Below are 13,833 nucleotides of genomic sequence, written 5' to 3' on the forward strand. Positions count from 1 at the left end.
AGACGCGGACGGCTACGTCCACGTGTTCGTCGCCGTGGACTTCATGATGAATCAATGCATTGGTGAAGAGCTCCGCTACAACCGCGACAGCCACGTCCACGCCCCGTACGTCCACCTCGGCGTCACGCAGATACGCCGACACATCGCGTCGTACTTCTGCACATGAGACCGGCCGGGCCGAATTCGACTTCTCAAATGACGACCCACTCTCTTGCTTGCTCCTCGGCGTAGCCAGACCCCTGGCCAAAATCAGCCGATTCGGATCGAGCGGACGGTTCACGCGTGGCCTCCCCTCTCGCTAAGGGACCCCTCACAGCCATCGAAGCGATCATCCGGCTGGTAAGGGGGGATTACGATGGGTTCTTGTACCAGTGCACCGACGCCGAATCGTTCACGGCCAGGCGGGATAATGGACTGTGGTCAAGGAAGTGGAGCGCGTCTCGCAGCTCAAGGACGCTGGACCGCCGCTAGAGCGGATCTTCCTCGGCGCCGACCACATTCAGGTGGAAGCGCCCCAGCGGCCAGGAGAGCGTGAGTATGTCGCGCTCGAAGACGGTGTCACGGGACAACAGCTCGTCACTCTGGCCCATTCGATGCAGCTTACGGTCGACATGGAGTACATCCCCACAGAACATCGCCAACCTTTACGAGCAGGTCTCCACCCGGCAGTTCTCCATGGTCATCAACCGCACGTTTGACCCGAAGACCAAGAAGATCACGAGCACGAACGCCGTGATGCTGCCGCTGCTGCATCAGGACTCGCAATGCGCGTATCGATCGCCACCCAGGCCGCGCGACCTGACAGCGCGAATGGAGGACTACGCCGTCGCTAGCAGCAGGCTTGCTGTGCTCCTGGACGGTGCCACAGTCCCGCCAGGCACGGCATCGTGCCCTCATGACGCGCGCTGGTTCAGCAGGACACTCGGGGCCATGCTCTTCGCCGAACTCAGTGCCGAGCCACCCGTATGGATCGCTGAATGCGTCGCAAGGGCCACCGATGCTGTGGCAACGAGTCATTCCAAGACGTGTGAGATCGACGATCAGACGCAGCAGCCATCGTCGAACGCTATGGCCTGATGGACTGGCGATCAATGCTTGACCTGATGGAGAACGACGGGCCGCAAGCGGTAATCCGAGCCATTTGCGAAGCCGAGAACTCGGACCCGGAAGCCGAGCGATGGCCGCGCGGCAAGGTTCACGACGACGCGACCGCAGCTCTCTGCGCGCCCACGTAGTGGAGTCGGGGAACCGGTCGGAAGATAGCTCGAGCCGGGGCAGCGCTCCTGCGTGGGAGTTCTGAAAGAGTCAGTCAGCGGGCCGCCCGTACGAGAGAACGAACAGGTCAGCGGTCATCACCGTGTCGCACACTCCACGGCCAAGGCCCAGCAGCGGAAGGGCGCCAAACCCTGATGTGCGCAGGCGATTCGCTTCGGGAATGTCGGGCCGCCGCCCCGTTGCCCCGAGTTATTTAATTGACCGGCGCTGGCGTAACACGCTGTGATGGCGTTCATGACCTCCATCGATGCCGACTCCTCCGAGCTGCCCGAACACGTCCGATCCAATCGTGCGCACTGGGACGCGATGGCTGATCGGTGGGTGGCGGCCGGCGAACGGTCGTGGGCGCACAATGAGCCGTCATGGGGCGTTTTCCACGTCTCGCAGAGTGAAGTTCCGCTCCTGCCGGACGACGTCGACGGTCTCGACGTCATCGAGCTCGGCTGCGGGACCGCGTACGTCAGCGCATGGTTAGCCCGGCGCGGTGCCAGGCCGGTAGGGATCGACAACTCCGCGGCCCAGCTGGCGACGGCTCGGCGATTGCAGGCGGAGCACGGCCTCGAGTTCCCGCTGCTGCACGGCAATGCTGAGCACGTGCCGTATCCGGACGCGTCGTTCGATCTGGCTGTGAGCGAGTACGGTGCGGCTATCTGGTGCGATCCCGATGTGTGGATCCCGGAGGCAGCGCGACTGCTGCGGCCCGGCGGGCGCCTGGCGTTCCTGTGCAACAGCGTGGTCTCGATGCTCTGCGCGCCGGACGACGAAAACGACCCGCCGACCGAGCGGATGCTGCGCCCCCAGCGGGGCATGCATCGAATCGCCTGGCCAGAGGGCGCCGTGGAATTCCACCTCGGCCACAGCGACATGATCCGGCTGTTGCACGCCAGCGGCTTTGAGGTCGAGGACATGATCGAGATCTTCGCTCCGGACGACGCGCCTGACTCTGCCTTCGCATACGCTCCCGCGGGATGGTCCAGGCAGTGGCCGATCGAAGAGGTCTGGAAGGCACGACGCGTCTGATCGACCCGCGCCATACGTCGGGAGCCCTGAATCCACGAATGCCGAGTGCATGAGCGCATGAATGATTCGGCATTCACGGATTCGGGGTCTTTCGTTGCGTCAACCGAGGCGTTCGACGTCGCAGCTGACGGGCGAGCCCTGCTCGCTGGGCGTCCATGGGCGCAATCGGGGCAGCCAGGCATGCACGGCCCGCCGGTACGTCTGGTACTCGGCTCCGAACTTGCGGCACAGGATGGGCTCCTCGTAGAAGCGCACCGCTGCTGCGCCGATGATCCAGGCGATCACGGTGTACCTCAGCATGCCAAGCGAGCCGGTCAGCAGTGTCTGCCCGATCAGGATGATTAGGAAGCCCACATAGATGGGGTTGCGCACGTAGCGGTAGAACCCGTCTACCACGAGGCGCGGCGGCGACGCGACCGGTACGGGCGTGCCGCCCGCCTTGAAGAACTCGACGAACGACTGCACCACTGGGACCAGGCCCGCGCAGATCAGAAGCACGCCCACCGCCCTCGCGATGTTCCAGTAGGGCAGCGGTTGGTGAAAATGCCAGTCGCCGCTGAGGTATGGGATCAGGCACCCGAACGTGCCGCCCATCAGCACGAACCACGTCACGCTGGTGGCCGCCGTTGCTGGCTTGCGCATGAACCTCTCCTCACCCGTTTGGCCGCTCACCCGCGACGGTCCAGGCTGCCGCGCCGCAGCCGGGACCGGCCCGTCGGGAGCGCTGGTGGTGGGCTTGGCGGCTAGCTCTGTCTCTCTGCTTATGTCTGCCTCTGCGTTTCGCCGCGTTATGGCTTCGACCAGTATGAAGCGACGCTACCTGTAGTGTCGCTATCTATGACTCGAGAGTAGCATGGCTACACATGAGGGCGGAGACGTTGAAGGGTCATCTGGACGGAATCCTGCTCGCGGTGCTGGAGACCGGCCCACGGCACGGCTACGCGATCATGGAGGCGCTGCGGGTGCGCAGCGATGGCCAGGTCGACCTGCCGACCGGCACGGTGTATCCGGCCTTGCACCGACTCGAACGCGCGGGCCTGATCGAGGCGAACTGGTCGGAGGCTAGCGGCCGACGCCGCCGTGTCTACCAGCTCACCCCGGCGGGTCATCGGGCACTGGACACCGAACGCAGTTCCTGGCGCGACTTCTCCGCGGCGGTCTCCGCCCTGCTTCAGCCAGCAGCGCCAGCGGTGAGTCCGTCGTGACCAAGCCGGCGGAAGCCCTCCCGCCCGCAGTGGAGGACTATCTAGCCGAGGTCACGGCGAGGTTGCCCGGCTCAGCCAGGGTCCATGCCGACATCGTGGCCGAACTGCGAGCCGGACTCCTTGACGCCACGGACAGCCACCAGTGCGCCGGACTGTCGCCAGCCGAAGCCGCGCAGGCAGCGGTCCTCGAGTTCGGCGATCCCGGTGAGATCGCCGACGGCTTCAAGGGTGAGATCGCGGCGAGCCACGCACGCCGCGTGGCGTTCGCCCTGCTGCTGACTGGGCCCTTGGTCGGCTCGCTGTGGATCGTTTCCGCAGCGACAAGTCACCTCGCCATCCGCCTCGCGGCGCTCTGGCAGTGGTCGGCGACGACGGCTGGGATCGGCGTTGGGATCCACCTGGTCGCCGTCGCCGCCATGGTCACCGCCTGGGCTGCCTTGCTCGGCATCGCCGTCACTGGCCGACTGACCCGCTGGCTTCCCGCGAAGCCAAGCCGCGCCCCGATCGCCGCAGCCGTTGCCGGATACGGGGCGGTCGGCGCAGACGCGCTCGGCCTCGTACTGCTCGCCGCCGAGTTGACCCTCGCCCCGGGGCGGCTCTCCCCGCTCCCAGTCGCTGCGGCCGCCGTCGCGAGCCTGGTCCGCCTACTGCTCGCCAGCCGCGCCGCGCATCGCTGCCTGGCCCTGCGCGCGAGTCTGGCCTGAACCAGTCGACTGCTCCGCAGTTACGTGGTCGTTTCGACGTCGACGCGAGGCAGTGGGGGTGTCCCAGCGCCGGGAGCCGCCGCAGCGAGGCGAGGAGGCGACTGGCGCGTCGCCGCGGAGCGGAGGGCGGGCGGGTCGGCCTCAGTAACGGTGAACGCCGGGCTAGCCGCAGGCGGAGGCGAAGCGTCAACAGGCGCGGAGGGGACGGCGTGCCGGCGTGAGCGGGCCTGGGCGAACGAGTCGTAGGTGAGCAGGGCGAGCGCGATCCAGACGATGGCGAAGCCTGCCCATTCTGAGTTGGGGACCGTCTCGTGGGCGATGAAGACGCCGCAGGAGAGCTGGAGGACCGGGGCGAGGAATTGCAGCAGGCCCATGGTGGACAGGGGGAGGCGGTTCGCTGCCGCGGTGAAGCAGATCAGGGGGACTGCGGTGACTACGCCGGCGAGGGCCAGGAGCGTGGTGACCGTCCAGTGCACGTGGCCGAATGCGGCTGTGTGGCTCGTTTGGAGGAAGCTGAGATAGGCGAGCGCGGGCAGGAACTGGAACGCCGTCTCTACTGCCATGGACTCGACTGCGGGCACGCCGACCAGCTTCTTGAACAGGCCGTAGGAGCCGAAGGATGCCGCGAGCGTCAACGCGATCCAGGGGACGTGGCCGTAACCGATGACGAGTTCCACGATCGCGGCCCCGCCGATGGCGACCGCGAGCCACTGGGTCGGCCGCAGCCGCTCGCGCAGGATCACGACGCCGAACATCACCGTCACGAGCGGGTTGATGAAGTAGCCCAGGGACGTCTCGACCACCTCGTGCTGATTGACGCCCCAGATGTACACGCCCCAGTTCACCGAGACGACTATTGCCGCGGCGGCGAGCAGCAGGAGCTTGCGCGGGCTGCGGCGCACCTCGGCGGTCCACGCCCAGTTGCGCCGCAGGGTGAGCAGGAACGCGACCACGGCGAGGGACCAGACCATCCGGTTCGCCAGGATCTCGATGGCGCTCGCCGGCTTGAGCAGCGGCCAGTACAGCGGGAACAGGCCCCACATGCCATAGGCCGCGATGCCGAATATGAGCCCCTTACGCTGTTCGGCCGCGCTCCCTGGTGTCATGGGTGCAAGGTTACAGTGCTACTTACAACGTGGCTCGCGGGATTTGGTCGTGGCGTTGGGGTGGGTGGGATGAGACGGGGTGTCGGGTGGGTCAGGAGTCTTCTTCGTCGGGCTCGCCGTCACGGGGGAGCAGCATGTAGGAGGGATTGGACATGGCGAGGTAGCCCTCCATCTCGCCGACCATCCCCTCGACCCGCATCCTCGCGCCCGGCTCGATCCCCGGGATGGTGCGGCGCCCGAGGAAGACCAGGGTGATGCCGCCGGTCTCGTCGTAGAGCTCCGCTTCGAGGGCCGGCGAGCCGGAGACCGGGCCGACGTATACCGAGCGGATCCGGCCTTCGAGAGTCGCCCGGTTGCGCCAGCGCACCGCGTTGATCGGGATCGGCGCACCGGGCTGGCTGGGCGCAGCGCCGTTGTCGGGCTCGCACTCCAGCAGCATCTTCTTCGTGGCGCGTATCGGGCGGGTCCGCGGGTCCGCGGTCCCGACGCCGTTGCCGACCGCGTCGCTCTTCGGGGTCCGGCTGCGTTCGCGCCGGGCCGCCTCGAGTTCCTCGATCGCCTCGGCCACGTCGAAGGGCACGATCATGGCCGCGACGTGCGGCAGCTTGGAGACCGCGCCCGCGATCGCGTCGGCCGTGCGGTCGTGCAGCAGGCGGCTGGTCGCGTGGAAGGAGCGGCGCGGCAGCAGGATGGTGACCTCGGAGTCGCTCTCCTCCGAGGTGCGCGCGGCCAACTCCACCGCGGCCCGGCGCAGCCTTCGGTCCGGTACCTCGATGATCTCCAGGGGCACGTCGGCGGCGACGGACTTGTCCCAGCCCTTGCGCAGGAGCTCGGCGTGCTTGGAGTCGATCATGAAGTGGACGGCGCGCAGGTCGACCGGGCGCAGCGACCGGGCGTAGCGCAGGGCTTTGATGACGGCCAGGTCGACCGAGTCGACCAGGACCAGGACGGTGTTGCGGGTCAGCGTGGGGAGTGAGGCGGAGGCCGGGGCCTGCGCGAGTGCGGCCGCCTCGCGCCGGTACCGCTCGTTCAGCTTGATCAGCGCGAAGACGCCGATCGGGAAGACCACCACGACCATCCACGCGCCCTCGGTGAACTTCACCGTCGCGAAGATCAGCACCACGGCGGCGGACAGCACGCACGCGGAGCCGTTGATCAATAGCTTGATCGTGCGGCCCTTCTCGTTGCGCAGCTTGTGGTACTTGAACAGGCCCGCCGCGGCCATGGTGAAACCGGTGAACACGCCGATCGCGTACAGCGACACCAGTCGGGTCAGGTTGCCCTGCAGGCCGACGAGCAGCGCCAGCGAGACGGCGGCCAGGATGATGATGCCGTTGGAGAAGGCCAGCCGGTGTCCGCGGTGCATCAGCTGCCGCGGCAGGAAGGAGTCCTCGGCCACGAACGAGGCCAGGAACGGGAAGCCGTTGAACGAGGTGTTGCCGCCGGTGTAGAGGATCAGCGCGGTGGCCAGCTGAACGATCGTCAGCATGGCCGTGCCGAACCAGTTGTGACCCCAGGTCAGGCTGGCGATCTGGGCGAGGACGGAAGGGCTGCCGCTCGAGTATGGCGTGGTCTGCGCGTGCCAGGCCAGGATCGAGATGCCGAGGACCAGCGTGCCCAGCATCACCGACATGTAGAGCATCGCCTTGCGCGCATTGGCCCCGGTCGGCTTGCGGAAAATGGACACGCCGTTGGAGATGGCCTCGAGACCGGTGAGCGAGGAGCCGCCGTTCGCGAACGCCTTGAGTAACCCGAGGATCGCGGCGAAGGCGAGCAGGGTCTGGGTGTCGTGGCCGAGTTGTAGCACGCCGAGGTTCTGCTGGTGCAGGTTGTTCGCCTTGGGCAGGTCGCCGAGCGCGAACTTGACCAGCCCGGCCACTACGGTCAGGCCGATCATGACGACGTAGAAGTACATCGGGATCGCGAAGGAGCGCCCGGCTTCCCTGATGCCGCGCAGGTTGCCGTAGCACAGCAGGCAGATCATGAGCACCGAGATCCACAGGCTCCAGCCGGTGATGTCGACGTTGAACGTCAGCTGGAGCCAGGAGGAGACCGCGATGGTTCCCGCGGTGATCTGCACCGCGACCGTCACTATGTAGTCGATCAGCAGCGCGACTGCGGCGACCTGGGCGATGTTGACGCCGAAGTTCTCGCGGGCGACGACGTAGGAGCCGCCGGCCCTGGTGTAGACGCTCACCACGTCGCGGTAGCACAGCGTCAGCACGACCAGCAGGAAGAGGATGACGCCGGTGATCGGCATGACGAGGGCGAAGCCCGCGGCGCCGAAGACCGGCAGCAGCTGCGTGAGCATCTGCTCGGTGCCGTATGCGGAGGAGGACACGCAGTCCGGAGCCAGCACGCCCAGCGCGATCGGACGGGAGAGCTTCTCGGCGTGGAGCTGGTCGTTGACGAGGGGTTTGCCGAGCATGGCGCGTTTGAAGCGGTAGCCCGCGCTCTCCGGCACCTGCACCTTGGCCGAGAGTGCCGGCGGCGGTGGTGTAGGCGTTCCCTCGGCCGCTTGCGTCGCCCCCGTGGTCGAGGTGGTCATCTGGTTCCGTCCGTCCAAGGCGTTGCGCGTCCCCCGGTTGGGCGCACGCAGGCATACATGCCCACACCAAGGCACTGTCCTACCACCACGATGAGGCGTTTATCCATTTGTAGGACAGTTATGTGCATTACACGAACGTAAGAATGCCGCGAGAAAAGCTGAGCCTAGCTCACTAGGGATGGTGACCTGGGAAGAAAGTGGGGAGTGCGGTGGGGATCGGGGGTTTGGGGCGGTTGAGGAGGCGGCTGGTGGCCGCGATCTATACGGGTTAAACGGCGGATGATCGGCTACGACGCGGCGGCGTCCCGGTGCGGATTGGCACCAGGACGCCGATGAGGTGGTCAGGCGCGGCGGCTCACTCGCCGATCGTCCAGGTGTCGCTTCCGCGCAGCAGGGCGCCGAGGTCCGGCTCGCGCTCGCCGTGTCCGGCGGCGACCAGTTGCCCCTCCATGAGTTCGTCGTAGACCGGTCGCTCCACGTCGCGCAGCACGCCGATCGGGGTGGCGTCGTGCGTGGCGGGATCGGCCAGCCGGGAGAGCGCGAATGCGTGCTCGGGGCCGGCGTGCACGTCGTGGATGACGGCGGGGGCCGGGTCGCTGATCGGGACCACGGCGAGGGCCCCGATCTCCGGATGGCGCACCACTTTGCGGTCGCCGAAGACCAGGGGCTGGCCGTGTTCGAGGCGGATGAGGTAGCTGTCGCGGGTCGCCGGGTCCTTCAGCGTCTCGAAGGCCTCGTCGTTGAAGATGTTGCAGTTCTGGTAGATCTCGATCAACGCCGTGCCGCGGTGCCGGGCCGCGGCGTCCAGCACCGAGGTCAAGTGCTTGCGGTCCGAGTCGATCGTGCGGGCCACGAACGTCGCCTCCGCGCCCAGCGCCAGCGACACCGGGTTGAACGGGTAGTCGAGCGAGCCCATCGGCGTCGACTTGGTGACCTTGCCGAGTTCTGACGTGGGGGAGTACTGGCCTTTGGTGAGTCCGTAGATCCGGTTGTTGAACAAGAGGATCTTCAGATTGACGTTGCGGCGTAGCGCGTGGATGAGGTGGTTGCCGCCGATCGACAGCGCGTCGCCGTCGCCGGTCACGACCCAGACCGACAGGTCCGGACGGGAGGTGGCCAGCCCGGTCGCGATCGCGGGGGCGCGGCCGTGGATCGAGTGCATCCCGTAGGTGTTCATGTAGTACGGGAAGCGGCTGGAGCAGCCGATCCCCGAGATGAACACGATGTTCTCCCGGGCCAGGCCGAGCGTCGGCATGAAGGACTGGACAGCGGCCAGGATCGCGTAGTCCCCGCACCCGGGGCACCAGCGCACCTCCTGGTCGGTCTTGAAGTCCTTCATCCCCTGCTTGACCGAGCTGCGCGGAACCAGGGGGAGGAACGTCGGCTCGGTCACGGTGGCCGCGCCGTGCCCGTTTCCGGTGTGTCCGTCGCCGGCGCTGTGTCCGTTGCCCGTCGCGCTGCCGTTGGCGCCCGGGTGCCCGTTCGGAGCGGCATCAAGCATGAGTGGCCTCCGCATCTTCCGCGAGCAGCGCCGTGATCACGTCGGTGAGTTCCTGCGAGGTGAACGGCAGGCCGCGCACCTGGTTGTAGCCGACCGCGTCGACCAGGTAGCGGGCCCGCACCAGCAGCGCGAGCTGACCCAGGTTCATCTCCGGGATCAGTACTCTGCGGTAGCGCTTCAGGATCCAGCCCAGGTCCTGCGGCATCGGGTTGAGGTGGCGCAGGTGGGCATGGGCGACACGGCCGCCCTCGCGGCGCACCCGGCGGGCCGCGGCCTGGATCGGGCCGTAAGTCGAGCCCCAGCCGAGGACCAGCAGTTCGGCGTCCCCGGCCGGGTCGTCCACGTGCAGCGGCGGGAGGTTGCGGGCGATGCCGGCCACCTTCGCGGCCCGCAGCCGGACCATCGCGTCGTGGTTGGCCGGGTCGTAGGAGATCTCGCCGGTCCCGTCGGCCTTCTCGATGCCGCCGATGCGGTGCTCGAGGCCGGGGGTGCCGGGGACGGCCCACGGGCGGGCCAGCGTCTCGGGGTCGCGCTGGTAGGGCAGGAACGGCGAACCGTCCTGCGACGCGGTCGCGAACTCCACCCGCAGGTCGGGCAGGTCCTCCTCGGTCGGCACCCGCCAGGGCTCTGAGCCGTTGGCGAGGTATCCGTCCGAGAGCAGGAACACCGGGGTCCGGTAGGTCAGCGCGATGCGAGCCGCCTCGAGCGCGGTGTCGAAGCAGTCGGCCGGCGAGCGGGGCGCCAGGACCGGCACCGGGGCCTCGCCGTTGCGCCCGAACATCGCCTGCAGCAGGTCCGACTGCTCGGTCTTGGTCGGCAGTCCGGTGGACGGGCCGCCGCGCTGGATGTCGCAGATCAACAGCGGCAGCTCGAGCGAGACGGCCAGGCCGACGGTCTCGGACTTGAGCGCGACACCGGGGCCGGAGGTGGTGGTCACCCCGAGCGAGCCGCCGAACGACGCGCCGAGGGCCGCGCCGATCCCGGCGATCTCGTCCTCGGCCTGGAACGTGCGCACGCCGAAGGCCTTGTGCTTCGACAGCTCGTGCAGGATGTCGGAGGCCGGTGTGATCGGGTACGAGCCGAGGAACAGCGGCAGGGCGGCCCGGCGCGAGGCCGCGACGAGGCCGTACGCCAGCGCCTGGTTCCCGGAGATGTTGCGGTACGTGCCGGGCGGCAGCGAGGCCGGGGCGACCTGGTAGGAGACCTCGAAATCCTCGGTGGTCTCGCCGAAGTTCCAACCCGCCTGGAACGCGGCCCGGTTCGCGGCCGCGATGTCGGGGCGCTTGGCGAACTTGGTCTCCAGGAACGCCAGCGTCCGCTCGGTCGGCCGGTGGTACAGCCACGACAGCAGGCCGAGAGCGTACATGTTCTTCGCCCGCTCGGCCTCCTTACGGCTGAGCGGGTGCTCTTCCAACGCCTTCACGGTCGAAGAGGTCAGCGCCACTTCGTGCACGTGGTAGCTGGACAGCGATCCGTCCTCGAGCGGATTGCTCGCGTAGCCGACCTTCGCCAGCGCCCGCGGGGTGAACTCGTCCGTGTTGACGATGATCGTCGCGCCGCGCCGCATGTCCGACATGTTCGCCTTCAGCGCAGCCGGGTTCATCGCCACCAGCACGTCCGGCGAGTCGCCCGGGGTCAGGATGTCGTGGTCGGCGAAGTGCACCTGGAAGCTGGACACCCCGGGCAGGGTGCCGGCCGGTGCGCGGATCTCCGCCGGGAAGTTCGGAAGAGTGGACAGGTCGTTGCCGTAAGCCGCCGTCTCGGAGGTGAAGCGGTCACCGGTCAACTGCATCCCGTCGCCCGAGTCCCCCGCGATCCTGATCACTACGTCGCCGATCCGCTCGACCGGCCGGACACGCTTCTCGTCGATCGCCTCGCCCGTCACCGAGCCTCCTTAGACCTTCCAGGTCGGAACAGTCTGGGATCGCCGCCTCGATCTCCGATAGAACGTGGTCGCTACCACGTTCCGCCGAGGCGATTCTACGCCCGCCAAGAGTCAGGAGCCGTCGAAACCGCGGGTCTTACCGGCGGTGAGCGATCAAAGGAGCGAGATGAGCGGCAGGCGGTCGATCTTCTCGATGAGCTGCGCCGCGTCGGGCATCGCCAGGGCCAGCCGGCCGCCCCCGCCCGGCGCTGCCAGCACTCCGCCGGTCGCCGGGTCGCCGCTGAGCCACACCGTCATGCTGGTGCGGGCCCACGGAACCAGCGTGCGCGCGGTGACGAGCGAGCTGAGCGGCTCGCCGGTGTGCACGTCGAACAAGTAGACGTGGACGTACCGGTCGTTGTCGGCGCCCGGTGCCGGATCTGGCCCTCGGTAAGCGCCGAACCACGCATAGTAGCTGGCCCACGGATAGCGGCGCAGAAACGCGTGGTACTGGTGCCGCTCGGTGCACCACTCGGAGTGGATGACCAGAAGCAGCCACAGGATCGATATCCCCGTGAGCGTGAGCCAGAGCGGCATCTCGTGCTGCCGCCGCCCGTGCGCGACCAGCTCGGCCAAGACCACGGCGAGGGTCGTGATCAGCGCACCGCCGACGTAGAACCGCGTGCCCTTCAGGTGGGCCGCGCGCGTCGCCGGGTTCTCGAGAGCCACGCCCCGTGCGGCTGGTGAGAATGCCCTGGGCTCCGCGGTCTGATCATCAGACGCGGCTCGCTGGAGTGGCGCGAACCGGTCAGCCAGGTCGGGTGGGGCTGGTCGGGTCAGTGGAGCGGATGGTGTGTTCGACATGGCAAGGGTCCCCGTAGCCGTCGTGTCATCCCGTATCAGAGCCCGCAGTGCGAGCTCCGTGCTCCGACGATAACCCGCTGTGCTCGCGGATGAACAGACGAGTGGGTGATAGTTCGTCGAAACAGACGACGCCTTCCGGGGGCGCGTCGGCGCCGTGCGCTCTGTACAGATGTGCCAACAACTGCGGCGAGACGCGGCCGACCTCGGACGGCCTACTCCCTGGACGGCTGCGCTGGCGTACCTCACGAGCCGAGTACCCTTGTGCGACGAGCGGGCTTCAAGGGCATGGATGCTGTCCTTAGGTGAGTACCCGTGGAAACCGGGCGCACGCGAGGCGACCGGCCACGCGGGCGGAGAACGGACGCGCGAGAGCAGGCGGATACGGCATGGGATTCGGCGGCCCGAGCGGCACCACCTATTACTCCGGTTATTCGATCGTCGGCATGGTCCTTCTGCTCGGCATCGCGTTCGTGACGGTCGCGTTCGCGGCGAACCGGATGCTGGCGCCGGCCCGGCCGACCCGCGAGAAACTGCTGACCTACGAGTGCGGCGTCGACCCGGTAGGCGAGGGCTGGGCCCACACGCAGGTCCGCTACTACATCTACGCCTTCCTGTACGTCATCTTCGCGGTGGACTCGGTCTACCTGTTCCCCTGGGCGACGGTCTTCGCGGCGCCGGGTTTCGGCGCCACTACCCTCGTCGAGATGTTCGTCTTCATCGGATTCCTCGCGGTCGGGATCCTCTACGCCTATAAGAAGGGCGTACTGACGTGGCTCTGAACGGGCAGCACGGTGCCGGGCCGCAGAACGGCCCGGTCGCTTTGGGCATCCCGGCGGTCGGCGCGCCCGAACGCTCCTTCGGGATGGCGTACGACGCGGCGCCCAAACCGATGAAGGTCGTGCTCAACTGGGGCCGCCGCTATTCGCTGTGGGTGTTCAACTTCGGGCTGGCCTGCTGCGCGATCGAGTTCATCGCCGCGTCGATGGCCCGGCACGACTTCATCCGGCTGGGCGTGATCCCGTTCGCCCCCGGCCCGCGCCAGGCCGACCTCATGGTCGTGTCGGGCACGGTCACCGACAAGATGGCGCCGGCGGTCAAGCGCCTCTACGAGCAGATGCCCGAGCCCAAGTACGTCATCTCGTTCGGGGCGTGCGCCAACTGCGGCGGCCCGTACTGGGACTCCTACGCGGTGACCAAGGGCATCGACCAGGTGATCCCGGTCGACGTGTACGTGCCCGGGTGCCCGCCGCGTCCGGAGGCGCTGCTCCAGGGGATCATCAAGCTCCAGGAGAAGATCGCCGCAGAAGGTACGGGCGAAGCGGACTCCAACAGCGTCCGGCGCACCGGCGGTGGCGGCCGCATACCCAGGACGCCTAAGCAGCGTAAGCCGAAGCTGAGCGCGCCGCCGCAGACCCAACCGCGGCCGATCGCTCCTGAAGCGCCCACGGTTCCGATCCCGGCGTCCGAACCGGAGCCGGTCCAGCAGACGCGGGCACCGGCGGCGCCGAGTGCGAACGGGCCGGCGTTGAGCGGGCCGGTGTCGAACGGAACTGCGCCGGCGGCCACGGCGCCGCTGCCGGACCTGCCGCCCACGGTCGAGCTCGACACGGTCCGCCCGCCGCAGATCGACCCGGCCGCGCGCACGACCGAACTTCCAGTGGTCAAGGTGCCGCGTCGCCGATACTTCCGCGAGCTGCGCCGCGCCCGCGACCACGGCCTGTCGCTGTTCGACAAAGCGGCCCACGA

Annotated in this window: 12 protein-coding genes and 1 pseudogene; 6 read left to right on the forward strand and 7 right to left on the reverse strand. The window is 67.9% G+C overall.

Annotated elements, in window-relative coordinates:
- Positions 1-467 precede the first annotated feature (467 nt).
- Positions 468-590, reverse strand: coding sequence for a hypothetical protein (locus VGZ32_RS10625; protein WP_326885759.1), 123 nt, complete (start codon positions 588-590; stop codon positions 468-470).
- 85 nt (positions 591-675) lie between these two features.
- Between VGZ32_RS10625 and VGZ32_RS10630 the strand changes: the two genes are divergently transcribed.
- Both VGZ32_RS10630 and VGZ32_RS10635 read left to right on the forward strand, forming a co-directional pair.
- Positions 676-1,077, forward strand: a complete 402-nt coding sequence (locus VGZ32_RS10630; protein ID WP_326885760.1) for a hypothetical protein — start codon at positions 676-678, stop codon at positions 1,075-1,077.
- A 432-nt stretch (positions 1,078-1,509) separates the two neighbouring features.
- Positions 1,510-2,295, forward strand: a complete 786-nt coding sequence (locus VGZ32_RS10635) for a class I SAM-dependent methyltransferase (RefSeq protein WP_326885761.1) — start codon at positions 1,510-1,512, stop codon at positions 2,293-2,295.
- A gap of 99 nt (positions 2,296-2,394) precedes the next feature.
- Here VGZ32_RS10635 and VGZ32_RS10640 read toward each other — a convergent pair whose 3' ends face one another.
- The gene (locus VGZ32_RS10640) at positions 2,395-2,937 is read right to left on the reverse strand and encodes an isoprenylcysteine carboxylmethyltransferase family protein (RefSeq protein ID WP_326885762.1); all 543 of its coding nucleotides are present in this window, start codon (positions 2,935-2,937) and stop codon (positions 2,395-2,397) included.
- Positions 2,938-3,158: 221 nt separating this feature from the next.
- Between VGZ32_RS10640 and VGZ32_RS10645 the strand changes: the two genes are divergently transcribed.
- Entirely contained in the window at positions 3,159-3,500 is a 342-nt protein-coding gene (locus VGZ32_RS10645; RefSeq protein ID WP_326885763.1) for a PadR family transcriptional regulator, read from the forward strand.
- Positions 3,497-4,204, forward strand: a complete 708-nt coding sequence (locus VGZ32_RS10650; RefSeq protein ID WP_326885764.1) for a permease prefix domain 1-containing protein — start codon at positions 3,497-3,499, stop codon at positions 4,202-4,204. Before VGZ32_RS10645 ends, VGZ32_RS10650 begins: the two co-directional genes overlap by 4 nt.
- Before the next feature lie 20 nt (positions 4,205-4,224).
- Here the strand turns inward: VGZ32_RS10650 and rarD are convergent, their stop codons facing one another.
- The 5 genes from rarD to VGZ32_RS10675 form a co-directional block, all read right to left on the reverse strand.
- The gene (gene rarD / locus VGZ32_RS10655; RefSeq protein ID WP_326885765.1) at positions 4,225-5,310 is read right to left on the reverse strand and encodes an EamA family transporter RarD; all 1,086 of its coding nucleotides are present in this window, start codon (positions 5,308-5,310) and stop codon (positions 4,225-4,227) included.
- A 91-nt stretch (positions 5,311-5,401) separates the two neighbouring features.
- Positions 5,402-7,858, reverse strand: coding sequence for an amino acid permease (locus VGZ32_RS10660; RefSeq protein ID WP_326885766.1), 2,457 nt, complete (start codon positions 7,856-7,858; stop codon positions 5,402-5,404).
- Between the two features lie 355 nt (positions 7,859-8,213).
- Positions 8,214-9,197: a 2-oxoacid:ferredoxin oxidoreductase subunit beta gene (locus VGZ32_RS10665; RefSeq protein ID WP_349263560.1), complete on the reverse strand. Its 984-nt coding sequence runs from the start codon at positions 9,195-9,197 to the stop codon at positions 8,214-8,216.
- Between the two features lie 154 nt (positions 9,198-9,351).
- Positions 9,352-11,244 (reverse strand): 2-oxoacid:acceptor oxidoreductase subunit alpha, encoded by a 1,893-nt coding sequence (locus VGZ32_RS10670; RefSeq protein ID WP_326885768.1) that lies wholly within the window; start codon positions 11,242-11,244, stop codon positions 9,352-9,354.
- 153 nt (positions 11,245-11,397) lie between these two features.
- Complete coding sequence (locus VGZ32_RS10675) at positions 11,398-11,952, reverse strand: hypothetical protein (RefSeq protein WP_326885769.1); 555 nt, start codon at positions 11,950-11,952, stop codon at positions 11,398-11,400.
- Positions 11,953-12,473: 521 nt separating this feature from the next.
- On the opposite strand from VGZ32_RS10675, the gene VGZ32_RS10680 reads away from it, so the two are divergent.
- On the forward strand, positions 12,474-12,866 hold the full coding sequence (locus VGZ32_RS10680) for an NADH-quinone oxidoreductase subunit A (protein ID WP_349263561.1): 393 nt from the start codon (positions 12,474-12,476) through the stop codon (positions 12,864-12,866).
- Between the two features lie 41 nt (positions 12,867-12,907).
- A pseudogene (locus VGZ32_RS28680) lies at positions 12,908-13,540 on the forward strand (NADH-quinone oxidoreductase subunit B); the annotation flags it as partial.
- Positions 13,541-13,833: the final 293 nt, after the last annotated feature.

Source organism: Actinocrinis sp. (genome assembly GCF_035938995.1).
GTDB lineage: Bacteria > Actinomycetota > Actinomycetes > Streptomycetales > Catenulisporaceae > DASZGI01.

Excerpts from the sequence above, each read along its gene's own strand:
- VGZ32_RS10630 (WP_326885760.1), top strand. The coding sequence starts at position 676 with ATGGTCATCAACCGCACGTTTGACCCGAAGACCAAGAAGATCACGAGC.
- VGZ32_RS10635 (WP_326885761.1), top strand. The coding sequence starts at position 1,510 with ATGACCTCCATCGATGCCGACTCCTCCGAGCTGCCCGAACACGTCCGA.
- VGZ32_RS10665 (WP_349263560.1), bottom strand. The coding sequence starts at position 9,197 with ATGAAGGACTTCAAGACCGACCAGGAGGTGCGCTGGTGCCCCGGGTGC.
- VGZ32_RS10660 (WP_326885766.1), bottom strand. The coding sequence starts at position 7,858 with ATGACCACCTCGACCACGGGGGCGACGCAAGCGGCCGAGGGAACGCCT.
- rarD (WP_326885765.1), bottom strand. The coding sequence starts at position 5,310 with ATGACACCAGGGAGCGCGGCCGAACAGCGTAAGGGGCTCATATTCGGC.
- VGZ32_RS10625 (WP_326885759.1), bottom strand. The coding sequence starts at position 590 with ATGGGCCAGAGTGACGAGCTGTTGTCCCGTGACACCGTCTTCGAGCGC.
- VGZ32_RS10640 (WP_326885762.1), bottom strand. The coding sequence starts at position 2,937 with ATGCGCAAGCCAGCAACGGCGGCCACCAGCGTGACGTGGTTCGTGCTG.
- VGZ32_RS10645 (WP_326885763.1), top strand. The coding sequence starts at position 3,159 with ATGAGGGCGGAGACGTTGAAGGGTCATCTGGACGGAATCCTGCTCGCG.
- VGZ32_RS10680 (WP_349263561.1), top strand. The coding sequence starts at position 12,474 with ATGGGATTCGGCGGCCCGAGCGGCACCACCTATTACTCCGGTTATTCG.